This window comes from Comamonas sediminis (genome assembly GCF_041107495.1).
In the GTDB taxonomy this organism is placed as follows: Bacteria; Pseudomonadota; Gammaproteobacteria; order Burkholderiales; family Burkholderiaceae_C; genus Comamonas; species Comamonas sediminis.
In genome coordinates this window covers 401,635-418,025 of record NZ_JBGBDC010000002.1, presented here as the reverse complement: position 1 = coordinate 418,025, position 16,391 = coordinate 401,635, and the positions used below count along the sequence as shown (strand labels likewise).

16 protein-coding genes are annotated in these 16,391 nt (G+C 64.0%); 8 read left to right on the top strand and 8 right to left on the bottom strand.

Going from position 1 to position 16,391, the window contains the following annotated elements; genetic code table 11:
- Nucleotides 1-103 precede the first annotated feature (103 nt).
- The gene (locus AB7A72_RS06095; protein WP_369459325.1) at nucleotides 104-1,219 is read right to left on the bottom strand and encodes an NAD(P)/FAD-dependent oxidoreductase; all 1,116 of its coding nucleotides are present in this window, start codon (nucleotides 1,217-1,219) and stop codon (nucleotides 104-106) included.
- Between the two features lie 112 nt (nucleotides 1,220-1,331).
- Nucleotides 1,332-2,264 carry a LysR family transcriptional regulator gene (locus AB7A72_RS06090; protein ID WP_230777322.1) on the bottom strand — a complete coding sequence of 311 codons (933 nt, stop codon included), beginning with the start codon at nucleotides 2,262-2,264 and terminating at the stop codon, nucleotides 1,332-1,334.
- 238 nt (nucleotides 2,265-2,502) lie between these two features.
- On the opposite strand from AB7A72_RS06090, the gene AB7A72_RS06085 reads away from it, so the two are divergent.
- Together AB7A72_RS06085 and AB7A72_RS06080 are read left to right on the top strand one after the other, a co-directional pair.
- A complete protein-coding gene (locus tag AB7A72_RS06085) occupies nucleotides 2,503-3,204 on the top strand; it encodes a pirin family protein (RefSeq protein WP_312409051.1) in 702 nt (233 codons plus the stop codon).
- A 91-nt stretch (nucleotides 3,205-3,295) separates the two neighbouring features.
- Complete coding sequence (locus AB7A72_RS06080; protein WP_312457796.1) at nucleotides 3,296-3,706, top strand: DoxX family protein; 411 nt, start codon at nucleotides 3,296-3,298, stop codon at nucleotides 3,704-3,706.
- Nucleotides 3,707-3,744: 38 nt separating this feature from the next.
- Here the strand turns inward: AB7A72_RS06080 and AB7A72_RS06075 are convergent, their stop codons facing one another.
- Both AB7A72_RS06075 and AB7A72_RS06070 read right to left on the bottom strand, forming a co-directional pair.
- Nucleotides 3,745-4,494 carry a sulfurtransferase gene (locus tag AB7A72_RS06075; RefSeq protein WP_369459525.1) on the bottom strand — a complete coding sequence of 250 codons (750 nt, stop codon included), beginning with the start codon at nucleotides 4,492-4,494 and terminating at the stop codon, nucleotides 3,745-3,747.
- Nucleotides 4,495-4,617: 123 nt separating this feature from the next.
- On the bottom strand, nucleotides 4,618-6,312 hold the full coding sequence (locus AB7A72_RS06070; protein WP_369459324.1) for a SulP family inorganic anion transporter: 1,695 nt from the start codon (nucleotides 6,310-6,312) through the stop codon (nucleotides 4,618-4,620).
- Nucleotides 6,313-6,582: 270 nt separating this feature from the next.
- Between AB7A72_RS06070 and AB7A72_RS06065 the strand changes: the two genes are divergently transcribed.
- The 3 genes from AB7A72_RS06065 (at nucleotide 6,583) to AB7A72_RS06055 (ending at nucleotide 9,329) form a co-directional block, all read left to right on the top strand.
- Nucleotides 6,583-7,020: a BON domain-containing protein gene (locus tag AB7A72_RS06065; protein ID WP_239811917.1), complete on the top strand. Its 438-nt coding sequence runs from the start codon at nucleotides 6,583-6,585 to the stop codon at nucleotides 7,018-7,020.
- A 185-nt stretch (nucleotides 7,021-7,205) separates the two neighbouring features.
- Nucleotides 7,206-8,219: an LD-carboxypeptidase gene (locus AB7A72_RS06060; protein ID WP_239811918.1), complete on the top strand. Its 1,014-nt coding sequence runs from the start codon at nucleotides 7,206-7,208 to the stop codon at nucleotides 8,217-8,219.
- 204 nt (nucleotides 8,220-8,423) lie between these two features.
- Nucleotides 8,424-9,329: an adenylate/guanylate cyclase domain-containing protein gene (locus tag AB7A72_RS06055; RefSeq protein WP_312409055.1), complete on the top strand. Its 906-nt coding sequence runs from the start codon at nucleotides 8,424-8,426 to the stop codon at nucleotides 9,327-9,329.
- A gap of 61 nt (nucleotides 9,330-9,390) precedes the next feature.
- On the opposite strand, the gene AB7A72_RS06050 is transcribed toward AB7A72_RS06055, so the two are convergent.
- The 3 genes from AB7A72_RS06050 to moaA all read right to left on the bottom strand — a co-directional run bounded on the left by AB7A72_RS06050 (nucleotide 9,391) and on the right by moaA (nucleotide 11,659).
- A complete protein-coding gene (locus AB7A72_RS06050; RefSeq protein WP_312528450.1) occupies nucleotides 9,391-9,720 on the bottom strand; it encodes a thioredoxin family protein in 330 nt (109 codons plus the stop codon).
- 73 nt (nucleotides 9,721-9,793) lie between these two features.
- Nucleotides 9,794-10,447 (bottom strand): molybdenum cofactor guanylyltransferase MobA, encoded by a 654-nt coding sequence (gene mobA, locus AB7A72_RS06045; RefSeq protein ID WP_369459323.1) that lies wholly within the window; start codon nucleotides 10,445-10,447, stop codon nucleotides 9,794-9,796.
- Nucleotides 10,448-10,516: 69 nt separating this feature from the next.
- Nucleotides 10,517-11,659, bottom strand: coding sequence for a GTP 3',8-cyclase MoaA (moaA, locus tag AB7A72_RS06040; protein WP_369459322.1), 1,143 nt, complete (start codon nucleotides 11,657-11,659; stop codon nucleotides 10,517-10,519).
- 153 nt (nucleotides 11,660-11,812) lie between these two features.
- Here moaA and AB7A72_RS06035 point away from each other — a divergent pair, with 153 nt between their 5' ends.
- The gene (locus AB7A72_RS06035; RefSeq protein WP_312409058.1) at nucleotides 11,813-13,105 is read left to right on the top strand and encodes a TIGR03862 family flavoprotein; all 1,293 of its coding nucleotides are present in this window, start codon (nucleotides 11,813-11,815) and stop codon (nucleotides 13,103-13,105) included.
- 20 nt (nucleotides 13,106-13,125) lie between these two features.
- Here AB7A72_RS06035 and AB7A72_RS06030 read toward each other — a convergent pair whose 3' ends face one another.
- A complete protein-coding gene (locus AB7A72_RS06030) occupies nucleotides 13,126-13,764 on the bottom strand; it encodes a GntR family transcriptional regulator (protein ID WP_239811924.1) in 639 nt (212 codons plus the stop codon).
- Nucleotides 13,765-13,895: 131 nt separating this feature from the next.
- On the opposite strand from AB7A72_RS06030, the gene scpA reads away from it, so the two are divergent.
- Complete coding sequence (gene scpA, locus AB7A72_RS06025; protein ID WP_369459321.1) at nucleotides 13,896-16,070, top strand: methylmalonyl-CoA mutase; 2,175 nt, start codon at nucleotides 13,896-13,898, stop codon at nucleotides 16,068-16,070.
- 46 nt (nucleotides 16,071-16,116) lie between these two features.
- Nucleotides 16,117-16,374 (top strand): antitoxin, encoded by a 258-nt coding sequence (locus tag AB7A72_RS06020; protein ID WP_369459320.1) that lies wholly within the window; start codon nucleotides 16,117-16,119, stop codon nucleotides 16,372-16,374.
- Nucleotides 16,375-16,391: the final 17 nt, after the last annotated feature.

The following is a 16,391-nucleotide window of genomic DNA, read 5'->3' as shown; positions in this document are numbered from 1 at the left end:
GGGCGCCCCCGACTAGGCGCCAAGCCGCAGGCAGTACAGACGTAAGACAAGGCTTGGTGCGGCCGGCCAGGTAACGACGTATCAAGGGTTGTGTTAGCGACTCTTAGTCGCCGAGCACGGCCAGCGCGAGTTCCAGGCCGGAGACAAAGGCGTCTTCGACTCGGTAGCCCAGGCACCAGTCGCCGCACAGGCCAATGGCGCTCTTGGCGTTCCACAGATGGCTGCGGGCTTGGCCCTTCGCATCCTTGGGCAGGGGGTTGATGGTCTTGGCATAGCCCCATTGCACAACGCGGATGTCGCTGGGCGTGGCGCGGATGCGGGTCAATTCGGAGAAGGCCTGCAGCATCTTGGCGGCGACGCGCTGGGGCTCGTCGTTCTCATGCTTGCGCGCCCAGTCGGGGCTGGCCTGCACGGTCCAGCGCTCAACCTTGCCACGGCCGGGCTTGGACGACTCACGCGAGAGCCAGGTAATGCGGGGGTGTTCGGTGCGCGCGGCATTCCACTGCGGGCCCATCGTGGTGATGCTCGGATCGACCGCATGGGCAAAGGTCAGCAGCAGGGTCCAGCTCGGGGCGATGTAGACATCGGGCAGCTGCCAGTCAGCGGGCACATGGGTTTCGCTGTCGGCCAGCAGCTCCTGGGCTTCGGGCGACGGAATGGCCAGCACGACGCCGTCGAGGCCGGCGTAGACGTGGACGCCGCCGTCGACGTCTTCGGTGCGCAACTGCCACTGGCTGGGGTTGAGTGCATCGCGCTCAAAAGCCAGTGCGTATTCATTGAGGCGAACGGTCAGCGGCGCGGACCAGGACGCGAGCAGACTGTCCATCGTGGGGACGCCCACCAGATGGGCTTCCATGCCGCGCTGAGTGGTCACGGCGACCTTGCCGGTCGCATCCAGGGTGCGGATGGCATTGACGCTCCATTGGCGGGTGACATCGGGGGTGGTGTTCAGCGCCAATTGGAAGCGCGGGTCGCGCACTGTGAAGAACTGGGCGCCGACATCGAAGCTGCCATGCGCGCTGTGGCGGCTGGCCATGCGGCCACCCACCTGGGGTTGGGCTTCGATCACGGTGACCTGGTGGCCCGCCTGCTGTAAGGTGCGTGCGCAGACGATGCCCGCCATGCCGGCGCCTACCACGGCATAGTGCTTGCGGGTGGCCAGAACAATATGGGAAGAGGAGGCTGATCGTTTGGGTTTGGGGGGAATGCGAGAAGACATGAAAGACTTTCTGTACTGTTTCGACAAACGATAAGGCATCACAGATGGCTGCAGGTGCAGCGGCATCTGGAGAACCACTCTACACGGTGTGCATGCCCATTTTGCTCAGGATTTATCCCACATAGTGATTGCTCAGCAAAGAAGTGCGTGTGGCCTCGGACTGCAACTGGTCGAGCCACCACTGCAAAGCCTTGCCGGGATTGGTGCCGCGCCAGGCGTAGCGCAGCTTGATCTTGCGGGGGGGACGCATCAGTTCGCGCTCCACCAACTGGCCGCTGCGCAGATAGGGCATGGTCATGTTGTCGGGCAGAAAGCCGCCGCCAATCCCGCGCAGCTGCGCCTGGAGCTTGGCCTGCATGGTGTCGACGGTCAGCACATCCTGGCCGTTGATCACGCCGATGGTCTGGCCGTTTCCGCTGCGCGAGGAATCGGCCACGGCGATGATGCGGTGCTGGCGCAGCACCTCGTCGCTGATGGGTTGCAACTCGTCGGCCAGGCGGTGGTGCGGGGCGACGACATAGCGGAAGGTGATCTCGCCCAGGTCCAGCTGCTGCAGGCCGGCGACGTGCGATGCATCGACGGCAATGCCGATGGCCAGATCGGCGCGGCCCGAGCTGAGGGCTTCCAAGGTACCGGCCAGTATGGAGTCGGTGATCTTGAGCCTGGTGGGCGGCGCGATCGTGTAGAAGGCCTCGATCAGCTCCAGCAAGGTGGTGCGCGAGATGACACCATCGACGGCGATGCGAAGCTCGGGCTCCCAGCCGGTGGCCACGCGGCGTACGCGGTTGGCAACGGCATCCACTTCCGACAGCAGGCGCGCGCCTTCGCGCAGCAGCTCCTGGCCAGCCTCGGTGGGCCTGGCCTGGCGCGCGCTGCGGTCAAACAGCAGCACATCCAGGGCATCCTCGACCTGGCGGATACGGTAGGTGAGCGCGCTGGGCACCAGACCCAGCTGGCGCGCCGCAGCAGCAAAGCTGCCGGAGTCCGCCACCAGCTGGAGCAAGGCCAGGGTATCGGGGGTGAGGACATCGCGGTCACGCAACAAGGCCATTTTGACGGTTCTTTCCTACATGCAGCCCTGGGCAGATCGGTAAATCTTCGCTGCTGAGGCCGGCTTGATTCAGGCTTGACGAGATCGTGGATACGTTCTGGAAAAAGCCCATCAGATTTTTTGAATGATGCCATCAAAACCGCTGCCCCGCAGGCAGATGCTGCGGTTTTACAGTCTTGGACATGGTGATGAACAGCGCAATGTGCGCCGTTTGCCAGACAGGAGATCAAAAATGTTGATGGTTCGTAAATCTGCCGATCGTGGCCATGCTGACCATGGCTGGCTGCGCTCCAACCACAGTTTCTCGTTTGCCGGCTACTACGACCCCCGCTTCATGGGCTGGGGCAATCTGCGCGTGATCAATGAAGACCGGGTGGCACCGGGCAAGGGCTTTGGCACCCATGGTCACCGCGACATGGAAATCATCAGCTATGTGCTGGAAGGCAACCTGGCCCACAAGGACAGCATGGGCCACATCGAAGGCCTGCCACCGGGCGATGTGCAGCGCATGAGCGCCGGCACCGGCGTGCAGCACAGCGAGTTCAACCATGCCAGCGGCCAGGAAACGCATTTTCTGCAGATCTGGATCGAGCCGGATCGCAAGGGCATTGCGCCCAGCTATGCACAAAAGACGTTTGCGGATGCGGACAAGCGCGGCCAACTGCGCCTGGTGGTGTCGCCCGATGGGGCCGACGGCTCGCTGACGATGAACGCCGATGCGCGCATGTATGCCGGATTGCTTGACGGCGATGAAGAGGCCAGCCTGCGCCTGGCGCCCGGACGCAAGTCCTATGTCTATGTGGTGCGGGGCGATGTGTCGGTGAACGACACGGCGCTGCACACCGGGGATGCGGCCTATCTGGACCAGGAGACATCGCTGCGCCTGGCGCAGGCTCGGGATGCCGAAGTGCTGGTATTTGATCTGGCTGCCTGACGCACCGGGGGCGCTGCCATGGAGGGCAGCCCCCGTGTGGCGCAGGTATGGGTGTTGGTAGTAGTGGTGGTGTTATTTCAAGGAGAAAAATATGAATGCTTTGCAAAATCCTTTGGCCCTGCTGGGCCGTATCCTGATTGCCTGGTTCTTTATCATTCCAGGCTGGGGCAAGTTGACCGGCTTTGCCGGCGCCGTAGGCTATGCCCAATCGGCAGGCATGCCGATGCCCGAGGTGGGGGTGGCCGTGGGCCTGGCGATCGAGATTCTGGGTGGTCTGGCGCTGCTGCTGGGCCTGGGTACGCGCTATGCCGCAGCCATTCTGGCGGTCTTTACGTTGGCTGCGACCATGATCTTCCATGCCTACTGGTCGGTACCCGCCGAGGCCGTGATGGTCACCAAGCTGCTGTTCAACAAGAACATCGCCATCGTCGGCGGGCTGCTGGCCTTTGCCGCCTTTGGGGCCGGCGCATGGAGCCTGGACGCCAAGCGCCACGCTGCTTGATCGCCTGCAGCATGCCGAGCCGGGCAGCAGCCTAGCGGTCAGGTCTCGGTCTTGAGCGCCGTCTTGCGCAGGCCGTCATCGACGGCGCGGCGCTCGTCAAACACAAAGCAGCTGCCCTGGTAGCCGCTGCCATCGGTTTCCTCGAAGTACTTGAGGATGCCGCCTTCGAGTTGGTAGACATGCGTCAGGCCTTCTTCCTGCATCAGGATGGCGGCCTTTTCGCAGCGGATGCCACCGGTGCAGTAGCTCACCACGGTCTTACCGGCCAGCTCCTCCCGGTGTGCCCGCAGCTGTGCGGGGAACTCGGTGAACTTGCGCAGTCGCCAGTCGATCGCGCCGACAAAGGCGCCTTCGTCCACCTCGTAGTCGTTGCGGGTGTCCAGGGTGACCACCGGGCGGCCCTGGTCATCATGGCCTTGCTGCAGCCAGTGCTGCAGATCACGGGGGCTGACCGATGGTGCGCGGCCATGGGCAGGGCGAATGGCCGGGTGGTCCATGCGGATGATCTCCGGCTTGACCTTGACCAGCATCTTGCGAAACGGCACCGTCTGCGACCAGCTCTCCTTGGGCTGTACATCGGCAAAACGTGGGTCCTGGCGCAGCGCATCCACCCAGGCATGTACCGCCTCGGCGGGGCCAGCCAGAAAGAAATTGATGCCTTCCTCGGCCAGCAATACCGTGCCCTTGAGCGCCAGATCGGCCGCGCGCCGGGCGAGCAGCTCGCGCAGCGCCTCACAGTCAGGCAGGCTGATGAACTTGTAGCAGGAGATGTTGAGAATCGAGGACACGGTGGTTTCTGGCAAAGCTTCGGGGATGAAATAGCCGCCTGTGCCGGAGTGCATGGCGGGCGGCTATTTTAGCCAGGGTAGCGCTGGCCGCTGGTCAGGCCCATGTGGCAAGGGCCCGAATCGCTAGATCGCATACTCGATGCCGTCATCGCTGTGCGCGCGGTTCATCGCTTGCAGAAACTCGGCATCGGTGCGGTACATGCGCAGATGCGGATTGTCCTGCAGCAGGCCGGCGCGTTGGAGGCGGGCTTCGACGGGCAGCTTCATGCCGACGATATGCAGCATGCCGCCGCGCTTGGCAGCCATGCGCTCCAACCGCACAAAGGCTTCGACGCCGGTGATGTCGATCTGGTTCATCGGCTGGGCCAGCAGCGCCAGTTGCCGGTAGTGCGCGTGCTGGGTCCACAGGTTGGCGGCGCGCTCCTCGAGCGCTGCGGCCGATGCAAAGTCCAGCTCCGAATCCATGCGCAGGGCCAGCAGGTCCGGGGCCAGCGCAGGCAATTGCCACAGATGGCGGTCGCGCAGGCTGCCGTCCGGGTGCAGGCCGACCTCCACAATGCGCGGGTGCAGCCGGTTGTAGAGAAAGTAGCAGGAGCTGAGCAGGATGCCCGAGAGCACGCCCCAGTAGATGCGCGGTGCCGTCAGCAAGGTGATCCCGAAAGTGGCGACCGCAATGCATCCTTCGACGCGCGAGATCTTGAACAGATAGAGCAGGGCACGCGGCTTGACCAGGTTGGCGACGGCCGTCATCACAATCGCGGCCAGTGCCGCCTGCGGCACATGGTAGAGCGCCGGGATGAAGCACAGCACCACGCTGACGACCAGCAAAATCGAGAACACATTGGCATAGCCGGTCTTGGCACCGGCCAGCAGATTGACGGCCGAGCGCGAGAACGAGGCGCTGGTGGCAAAGCTGCCGAACAGGCCGGCACTCATCTTGGACAGGCCTTGCGCCACCAGCTCCTGGCTGCTGTCCCAGCGTGTACCCGCCTGTTGGTGCTCGACCTGGGCGCTGGAGGCGGTCTCCAGTGCGCTGACCAGCGAAATCACCAGCACCGGCATGACGAGCAGGCCAAATTGCGACCAGTCCAGCATCCCCGGCCAGACCAGGTGCGGCAGGCCAGTGGGCAGGTGGCCGACCACCGCGCCGCCTTTGTCGGCAAAGTCGGTCAGCCAGCTGATCAGCCCGGTGCCGGCGATAACGAACACCGCCGACGGGAAGGCTGGGCGCCACTTCTTGCCCAGCACCAGGATGGCAATGCTGGCCAGTCCCAGCAGGATGGAGCGCCAGTCAAACAGGCCCAGCGACGGGTTGTCCCAGACGGTAGCCCAGTCGCTGCGCATGCCCAGCAAACTGGGCAGTTGCGAGGCCAGGATCAGCAGCGCGGCAGCCTGGGTGAAGCCGGCCAGCACCGGTGAGGTGACCAGGTTCAGCAGCCAGCCGGCACGCACCAGGCCCAGGCTCAGTTGCACCAGGCCGGCCAGGATGGCCATCCAGGCGGCCAGCACCACCCACTGGGCCGAGCCCGGTTCAGCCATGCCGGTCAGCGATGCACCGATCAGCAAGGCGCTCAATGCAGTGGGCCCGACGCCCAGCCGAGGGGACGGGCTGAAAAGAATGGCCACGGCCGCCGGGATCATCGATGCATAGATCCCCGTGATCAGCGGCATGCCCGCCAGATGCGCGTAAGCCACTCCCTGGGGCACCAGCATCAACCCGACCGTCATGCCGGCCATGAATTCACCACGCAAGAGCTGTGGGGTAGGCCTGGGCCAGCGCAGGAACGGAAAGATACGGTGAATCAGGGTGGGCTGCATGGCTGCATTGTCGCCGCATCAACCCCGTCTTGCAGCGTGTCTCCTGCGCCCGCGCGACTGCGGGCAGTGGCCTGGGCCGTTCCTCGGGCTGATCGGCGGCCGGTGTTTGTGAAGCATTGCCAAGCCCTGGTATCTGGCCGGTATCGCTTGCCGCAGCTTGTTGCAATGGCTTGGCAAGCGGCGGCCGCGCCGCGACAATCGTCAGCGCAGACCAGGCCTTGTCTGCGCGCCGCCGCTGCTTGTATCTGTTTGCCTTTGCATTTGCATTCCATGCCCATGATCCGCCGCTTCACCCCGCTTCAAGCCATCGCCATCGCAGCGCTGGTGCTCGCTGTGCTCGGCGCTGGCCTGGTGGCACTGTGGCAGTCCGGGGCCTTGCAGCAGGGCCGGGGCTGGAGCCAGGGGCTGGCACACACACTGGACGCCTCGGGCCAGCGGGCCAGCCAGGCCGTTGAGCGCGCAGCCCAGTCCAACCGCCAGCGCGCCGATGACGATGCGATCACCTCCCAGGTGGTGGATGCGCTGGCCGCCTCGCAAAGCCCTGACCTGGTGGCGCTGCAGGTGGAGACCTCCCACGCAATGGTCACGTTGCGCGGCACGGTCTCCTCCCAACCGCTGCTCGACCGTGCGGTGGCGATTGCGGGCAGTGTGCTGGGGGTGCATGGCGTTTTCAGCCTGATCCAGGTGCATGCCGATGCGCTCGGATGAGCAGCCCTGCCGTGCGGCAGTCCCTGCCTGGCCCATGGCATTAGTCCCCGTGTGGCCCGTCCCCATGGCAGTTGGCCGCATAATGCCGCCCAACACCGAAGGTGCCGGTTGTGCATGCAGAACCGGGCACCGCTCTTCATATCCGGCAGCCTTGGGCCTGCCTTTCTCTACCTCCGTTTGCCGCCATGCACCAGCACGACCACTCCCATGACCACGACCATGGTCACTGCGACCACGCGCACTGCCAGCACCACCATGCCCCCGGCTCCAAGCATATTTATGTGTACTCCCCATCGGGGGCGGTGCGTGACAAAAAGGCGTTCAAACGCGCGGTGAAGCGCCTGGAGGCCATGGGGCACCAGGTGGAGGTGGACCAGGATGCGCTCGCCTCCAGCACGCGTTTTGCCGGCGACGATGACACGCGCCTGGCGGCGATCACGCGCGCCTGCCAAAGCGGCGCCGATGTGGCCATGATCAGCCGGGGCGGCTATGGACTCTCACGCCTGTTGCACCGCCTCGACTATGAACAGATCGCCCAGGCCGTCGCCTCCGGCACGCGTTTTGTCGGACTGAGCGATTTCACCGCATTCCAATTGGCGCTGTATGCCAGGACCCGCGCGGTGACCTGGGCCGGCCCGGCGCTGGTGGGCGATTTTGGCGCCGAAGAGGGCGTTGATGACATCATGCAGGATTGCTTTGAAGACCTGCTGAGCGGGGCTGGCGAAGGCGCTGGCTGGCGGCTGGCGCCGGAAAAGGCGGGCACGGTGACGGGCGCGTCAGCCTCGGACGATGTCTACATCCCCAAGGCGACGCTGTGGGGGGGCAACCTGGCGATGATCGCATCCCTGGTGGGCACACCGTACCTGCCCAAGGTCAAGGGCGGGGTACTGTTCATCGAGGATGTAGGCGAGGCGCCCTACAAGGTGGAGCGCATGCTGACCACCTTGCTGCACGCCGGCGTGCTGGCCCAGCAAAAGGCCGTGGTGTTTGGCCAGTTCAGTGACTACCATCTCAATGCGCATGACAAGGGCTTCAAGCTGGCCAGCGTCGTGCAGTGGCTGCGCACGCAGATCGAGGCGCCGGTGTTCACCAACCTGCCTTTTGGCCATGTGCCGACCAAGGTGCTGCTGCCGGTGGGTGCCCAGGTTTCGCTGAGTGTTGAAGGCCGGGACGCATTGATTTATTGGGGCCATCAATAAGCATCCACCGCCAGCAGCCGCAGGCTTCGACCACGATTTGTCGCAGGCTCCATGTGTTGGAATCTTAACAATTCGTAAGCTCCACGACAGGCTTAAGACTGGTCGGGCATGCTGGTTTGCAGTGTAATATGCATGGTCGCCATTGATGCATAGGCTGGCGTTGCTCCTGGGGAGGAGGTAGCGACGGCCGTAACAAGAAAATCCATGACAACTGTCGCCACCGTGGTATTCATCGATATCTCGGGCAGTACCGCATTGTTCGAAACCTTGGGCAATGAACGCGCTGCGCGAGCCGTCGCGGGCATGACGGACGCCTTCAAGCAGGTCGTCGTGCAGGCGGGGGGCCGCGTCATCAAAACGCTCGGCGATGGTGTGCTGGCCATTTTCAACAGCAGTGCGTTGGCCGTCAGCGCCATGACGATGCTGATGCGCCGCCATTACGGGCAGTGGGATTCGCTGCCCCCCTCCCAGAAATTCCATGTGCGCGTGGGCATGAGTACCGGCGAAGTGGTGCTGATGGAAGGCGACTGCTATGGCGACTCGGTCAACATGGCGGCGCGTCTGTGTGAGAAGGCCGGCCACCGCGAGGTCTGGGCTGCAGCCTCGACGATGGAGTCCGGCGCCCGCGCCGACACGGTGTTTGTGCCGATGGGCTGGATGGATGTGCGTGGCAAGGCCGAGCAGCAAATGCTCTACCAAGTGCAATGGATCGAGCCGGAAGCCCAGGACGTCGTCACCGCCTACGACTCGGTATTGCCGATGAAGCCCGAAGCCGTGGTGCAGATGCGTTTGCGGCTGGCATCGGGCGGCCTCGAGCGCTTTTTCAGCACCCAGGAGATGCCGATCTTTGTCGGACGCTCATCCGATTCGGAGTGGGTCGTGCTGGACCGGCGTGTCTCCCGCCAACATGGCCGCATCGACTGGCGCAGCGGCAATGTCATCTACACCGATCTGAGCCGCTATGGTACCTGGGTGAGCTTTGGTGCCAACCCTGCCACCGCCGTGCGGCGCGAGTCGGTGCAGCTGCACGGGATGGGCGTGATGTACTTTGGCGTGTCACCCGAGGACCCGACCGCGCCGAGCACGGCGTTCTCGGTCACGCCGGTCTGAGGCATACCCCTGGCTGGCGCATCGATAGGCGTCGCCGGGCGCAACGCCGATGCGTTCATGTTTACGGCGCTTGCAGCGCGGCCAGTGCCGTCTCGATGCTTGCTGCCGTCGTGGGCCGCACCACGCGCGCCACTTCCTGCCCATTGCGCAGCATCACCAGCGTGGGCCAGAGCTTGATGCGGTAGCTGCGGCCCAGCGGTCGGCCTGGGCCGTCTTCCACTTTCAGATGACGGATATCTGCGCGCGGTGCCAGTGCCTGCTCGATCAAGCCTTGTGCCCCCAGGCAATGCGGGCACCAGGGGGTGCCAAATTCCAGGACGGTCAAGCCGGGTTGGGTATCGATGTCGGAGCGCTGGGGCTCCTGGCTGAGGTGCTGTGCCGAGTAGGTCAAAAGGCGGCTCCAAGGTGGGGATGCTGATCTGGTCTGTTATAGCACCGGCACAGTCCGTGTCCGTCAGCGCCAGTCACTTGTGCGGCGGTGGCATGTCCTGCAGACAAGCCAGCTCTTCGGGCGTATTGGCGTTATAAAAGGCCTGGGCATCGTCAAATGGCACGAGGCAATGGCCATGCTGCGCTGCCCATTGCCGCAGTTTGCGCCCGCCGCCGGCCACATATTGCCGCACGCTACCCGCCAGGCTGGCGTGGATCAGGCAGAACGTGGGTTGCAAAACCGGGCGTGTGCTGCCGGCCTCGTCGGGCGGGGTGCAGGCCATCGCAATCGGGCAGCCCTGGGCGGCAGTGGCCTGCGCCAGGCGCCGGGCCAGGTCCTGCGGAAAATAGGGTGTGTCGCAGGCCACCGTCAACAGCCATGGCGTTTGGCAGGCCGCCAGGCCGGCGGCAAATCCTGCCAACGGGCCTGCGTAGGCTTCGGTGTCCGGCAAATGCAGGTCTGCCACCACCGGGTAGCCCAGCGCGCGGTAGGTATCCAGGTGGCGATTGGCGTTGATGAGCAGCGGACCCACTTGGGGCTGCAGCCGTTGGGCGCAATGCCATGCCAGCGCCTGGCCGCCCAGCAGTTGCAGGCCTTTGTCTGCCCCGCCCATGCGCGAGCCCTGGCCGCCTGCCAGTACCAGGCCGGTGATGTGTTCAGGGGGGATGGCGACGACAGAAGAGGGCATGGTCGGCAAAGGCAGCGGGTACTCAGGCGATCGGATGGTGGGTCCCATCAGAAGGGCGCGATGGCGCAGTCAGCCCCCGATATAGCTCATCTCCACGCGCTGGCGCTGCTGGGCGATCTCGGGGTGTTGGCTGCGCCGCTCGCTGTAGTTGTCGCTGCGCTGGCCCCAGACCTGGGCAATGGCCTGGCGAATGTCGCTGTCGCTGGCGCCATTGCGCAGCAACGCGCGCAGGTCCCAGCCTTCGCTGGCAAACAGGCACAGAAACAGCTTTCCCTCGGTGGACAGGCGTGCGCGGTTGCAGTCGTGGCAGAAGGCATGCGTGACGCTGCTGATCAACCCAATCTCTCCCAGGCTTGGATCATGCCGGCCGTTGGCACCGACATAGCCCCAGCGTACCGCCGTCTCTCCAGGCGCAGTCGCGGACAAGGGGGTCAGTGCAAAAGCCGACTGCAGGCGCTCCAGCACCGCATCCGAGGGCAGCACTTCTTCCAGCCGCCAGCCATTGGTGGCGCCGACATCCATGAACTCGATAAAGCGCAGCGTGACGCCGCTGCCGCGAAAGTGGCGCGCCATCGCGACGATCTCGTGGTCATTGACACCCCGCTTGACCACCATGTTCACCTTGATGTTGGCAAAACCCACGGCCTGCGCGGCCTCGATGCCCTGCAACACGGTGGCGACCGGAAAGTCCATGTCGTTCATCTGGCGGAACAGCGGATCGCTCAGGCTGTCGAGGCTGACGGTCAGCCGCTTGAGCCCGGCGTCTTTGAGCGCACGGGCCTTGCGTGCCAGAATGGAGCCATTGGTCGTCAGGGTCAGATCCATGGGGCTGCCGTCCAGGGTCTCGATCTGGGCCAGCTGGGCGATCAGCGCCTCCAGGTTCTTGCGCAGCAGCGGCTCGCCGCCGGTGATGCGCAGCTTGCCGACGCCAAGTTGCGAAAACAGGCGCGCAGTACGGGTGATCTCCTCGAAACTGAGCAAATCGCCATGCGGCAGATACACGTGGTCCTTGTCGAACACATCCTTGGGCATGCAGTAGCTGCAGCGGAAATTGCAGCGGTCCGTGACGCTGATGCGCAGATCCCGCAGCAGCCGCTGGCGCAGGTCGTGCACCGCATTGCCGTGCGGCAGTGCAACGCCGGCCGGTGCGGGCATAGCCAGACCTGCATCGCGCAGACGCAGGTCAACCAGGGAAATAACAGGACGATCCATGGCCGAATGGTACTAGAGGGCGCCTTCCGATGTGGCCTTGCGGTTATGCGCTGCCTTGCCAAGCAGCAAAAAGTACCAATCCCCGGTTGCCGGTGGCCCGAGTTGGTGTATGGTTCGCCCCCTTGTTCTCTTTTGCTTTGCGTGATTTTTGCCATGACCTTGCCCAGCCATTCCTCTTCTTCACCCGCCCCATTGGATGTCGCGGTTATTGGTGGCGGCCCGGCTGGCTTGATGGCGGCGCACCGTCTGGCGCAGTCCGGTCTGCAGGTGACGGTGTATGACGCGATGCCGTCGGTGGGGCGCAAGTTCCTGCTCGCCGGGCGCGGCGGGCTCAACCTCACCCATTCGGAGCCGATGGCACCGTTTGTCGGGCGTTATGGGCGTCAGCAGGCGGTGGTCGCATCCTGGCTGCAGTATTTTGGCGCTGCCGAAGTGCAGGCCTGGGCGCAGGATTTGGGTGTCGAGACCTTTGTAGGTACCTCGGGCCGGGTGTTCCCGAAAGACATGAAAGCGGCGCCGCTGCTGCGCGCCTGGCTGGTGGCCATGCGGGCTGCAGGCGTGCGTTTTGCAATGCGCCACCGCTGGCTGGGCTGGGATGATGCAGGCGCGCTGCGCTTTGCGGTGCCCGATGGCGAGACCGCCGTGCAAGCCCGGGCCACCGTGCTGGCGCTGGGCGGAGGAAGCTGGGCACGCCTGGGATCGGACGGCGCCTGGATGCCGCTGCTGGCGCAGGCGGGGGTCAGCACCGTGGCGCTGGAGCCCGCCAACTGCGGTTTTGATGTGCGCATGCTGCCATCGGCCCATGGCGAGACCGCACCCGGCTGGTCGCCATTTTTTGCCAGCAAGTTTGCCGGCCAACCCTTCAAATCGGTGGCCATCCGTTTTGACGATGGCAGCGAAGCGGGCTTTGCACGCCGAGGAGAATTTGTGGCGACTGACTCGGGCGTGGAAGGCAGCCTCATCTACGCGGTGTCCGCTCCGCTTCGCGAGGCCATCAAGGCCCAGGGGAGTGCAACGTTTTTTGTCGACTTGCTGCCCGATCACAGCGCGGAGCGCGTACTCGCCGAGGTTCGCCACCCGCGCGGCTCGCGCAGCCTGGCCAGCCATCTCAAGGGCCGGCTGGGGCTCGACGGCATCAAGGCGGCACTGCTGTTCGAGGTGTTGGGCAAGGAGGGCATGCAGGATGCGCAGAAACTGGCAGCCACCATCAAGGCGGCTCCCATCACCGTCACCGCTACCCGCCCGATGGATGAAGCGATCAGCACTGCCGGGGGCGTGGCGTTCTCCGCGCTGTCGCATGACCTGATGTGCCATGCCCGGCCGGGGCTCTTTTGCGCGGGCGAGATGCTGGACTGGGAAGCGCCGACCGGTGGCTATCTGCTGACCGCCGCGTTGTCGAGCGGCGTGCGCGCGGCGCAGGGTGTTGCGCATTTTCTCAAGGGCTGATCCCACCGCAGCGGTAGCAGCTATGCGGACGCTGCGGCCAGCCCGTTCTTGAAATGCAGCTTCACGCAGGCGCGTGCTGCTTGGCTGTCATGCGTGGCCAGCGCCTGCATCAGCGCCCGGTGCTCCTGCAGCGATTCCTCGATGCGGCCGGATTTGAACAGCGAGTTGTGGCGGTTGAGCTTCATCACCTTGCGCAAGTCGGCGACCATCTGACTGAGCCATTTGTTGTCCAGCATCTCCAGCACGCGCATATGAAACTGCTCATTGGCCATGAAAAACGCATCGCGCTCATGGACGGCAGCTTCCAGCGCATCGTGCAGGCCTTGTAGCTCAGCGATCTGCTCGGCGCTGGCGCAGCTGGCCAGTTCGGCGGCCGCATCGCTTTCCAGCAAGGCGAGCAGGTGGTAGACCTGGAGCAGGTCTTTTTGCGACACCTCAGTCACATAGGCGCCACGGCGCAGCTTCATAGTGACCAGGCCCTCGGTCGCCAAAACCTTCAAGGCCTCACGCAAAGGCGTGCGGCTGATGCCTATTTCTTCGGCAATCTTCAACTCATCGATCCAGCTGCCCGGCGGCAGCTGGTGCGCAAAAATACGTTGCCGCAGTAGCTCGGCAACGTCCTGGTACAGCGCGCGCGGCGCAAAATTGGGGAGGCTCATCGGTGGCGCCATTGTACAGAAGGCGACTGAAATTCAAAATTCTGCATTCATAATTATGAATAATGTACACTTGCCTGGCGGCCGTGGGTAGGCCAATATGCATTGTCTATAACGTATTCCGAGCTTGAGACATGACTGATTCCGCGAAGCACAACACTGCAGCCGAGTTCCCCAAGGCCGACCGCGCTGCCTGGGACAAGGCCGCCAGTAAATCCGCCCCGGGTGGCGATGTCACCAACCTCGATTGGCTGACGCCCGATGGAATCACGGTCAAGCCGCTCTATACCGCTGCCGATACTGCCGACCTGCCTTTTGCCGATACCTTGCCGGGCTTTGCGCCGTATCTGCGCGGCCCGCAGGCCACGATGTACGCGGTGCGCCCCTGGACCATTCGCCAGTACGCCGGCTTTTCGACGGCCGAAGAGTCCAATGCCTTCTACCGCAAGGCGCTGGCGGCCGGCGGCCAAGGCGTGTCGGTCGCGTTTGACCTGGCCACCCACCGTGGTTACGACAGTGACCACCCCCGCGTGACGGGTGACGTCGGCAAGGCCGGTGTGGCGATCGACTCGGTCGAGGACATGAAGATCCTGTTCAACAGCATTCCGCTGGACAAGGTCTCGGTGTCGATGACGATGAATGGCGCGGTGCTGCCGGTGCTGGCCGGCTATGTGGTGGCGGCAGAAGAGCAGGGCGTTGCGCAGGACCAGCTGTCGGGCACGATCCAGAACGACATTCTCAAAGAGTTCATGGTGCGCAACACCTACATCTATCCGCCCAAGCCGAGCATGCGCATCATCGGCGACATCATCGAGTACACGAGCCAGAACATGCCCAAGTTCAACTCGATCTCGATCAGCGGCTACCACATGCAGGAAGCCGGGGCCAACCAGGCGCTGGAGCTGGCCTTTACGTTGGCGGACGGCAAGGAATATGTGAAAACCGCCATCGCCAAAGGCATGGACGTGGATGCCTTTGCCGGGCGCCTGTCCTTCTTCTGGGCGGTGGGCATGAACTTCTACCTCGAAATCGCCAAGATGCGGGCCGCCCGCCTGCTGTGGTGCCGCATCATGACCGGTTTCGACGCGAAGAACCCCAAGAGTCTGATGCTGCGCACCCACAGCCAGACCAGCGGCTGGAGCCTGACCGAGCAGGACCCCTATAACAATGTGGTGCGCACCACCATTGAGGCGATGGCCGCCGTGTTTGGCGGCACGCAGTCTTTGCACACCAATGCGCTCGACGAAGCGATTGCGCTGCCCACCGAGTTCAGCGCCCGCATTGCGCGCAACACCCAGCTGATCATCCAGGAAGAGACCCACATCACCAATGTGATCGACCCCTGGGCTGGCAGCTACATGATGGAAAAGCTGACCCAGGACATGGCCGATGCCGCCTGGAAGATCATCGAGGAGGTCGATGCCATGGGTGGCATGACCCAGGCGGTGGACAGCGGCTGGGCCAAGCTCAAGATCGAGGCCGCTGCGGCAGAGAAGCAGGCGCGCATCGATTCGGGCAAGGAAGTGATTGTCGGCGTCAACAAATACAAGCTGGCCAAGGAAGACCCGGTCGATATTCTGGAAGTGGACAACGTCAAGGTGCGTGACAGCCAGATTGCGCGCCTGAACCAGATCAAGGCCACGCGCGATGCGGCTGCTGTCGACAAGGCACTGCAGGCACTGAGCGCTGCCGCCGAGTCCGGCGAAGGCAATCTGCTGGATCTGGCGATCCAGGCCGTTCGGCTGCGTGCCACCGTCGGTGAGGTGTCCGACGCACTGGAAAAGTCCTTTGGCCGCCACCGCGCCGATACGCAGAAGGTGACCGGCGTCTACGCGGCCGCCTATGACTCGGCCGAAGGCTGGGAAAACCTCAAGGGCGAGATTGCTGCCTTTGCCGAAGCGCAAGGCCGCCGCCCCCGCGTGATGATTGCCAAACTCGGCCAGGACGGCCATGACAGGGGGGCCAAGGTGGTCGCCACCGCCTTTGCCGATCTGGGCTATGACGTCGACATGGGCCCGCTGTTCCAGACCCCCGAGGAATGCGCCCGCCAGGCCATCGAGAATGACGTTCACGCCGTCGGCGTCTCGACCTTGGCCGCCGGCCACAAGACGCTGGTGCCCGCGATCATTGAAGAACTCAAGAAGCAGGGCGCCGATGACATCATCGTGTTTGTCGGCGGCGTGATCCCTGCGCAGGACTACGACTATCTGTACAACGCCGGCGTCAAGGGCGTCTACGGCCCGGGCACACCGATCCCGGCCAGTGCCAAGGATGTGCTGGAGCAGATCAAGGCCAGCTTGACGGCCTGAGGCAAGGTATATACCATTGATATATATCACCTCCTGAAAGCACCGCATGTCTGATCTCGCCACCGCCAAAATCTTCATGAATGGTCGCAGCCAGGCCGTTCGTCTGCCCAAGGAGTTCCGCTTCGACACCGATGAGGTGACTGTCGAGCGCCAGGCAGATGGCTCGGTGGTCTTGCGCCCCGTGCCCGCCGATGCGCATGCAGCATGGCTGGCGCGGCTCGACCGTTTGGTGGGGCGCTTCGAAGGCATGCCCGAGGAGATCGAGCGCGACAAGACGCCTCCGCGTGACATCGGTTTTGATTGATCCGGACTGTGACGCGC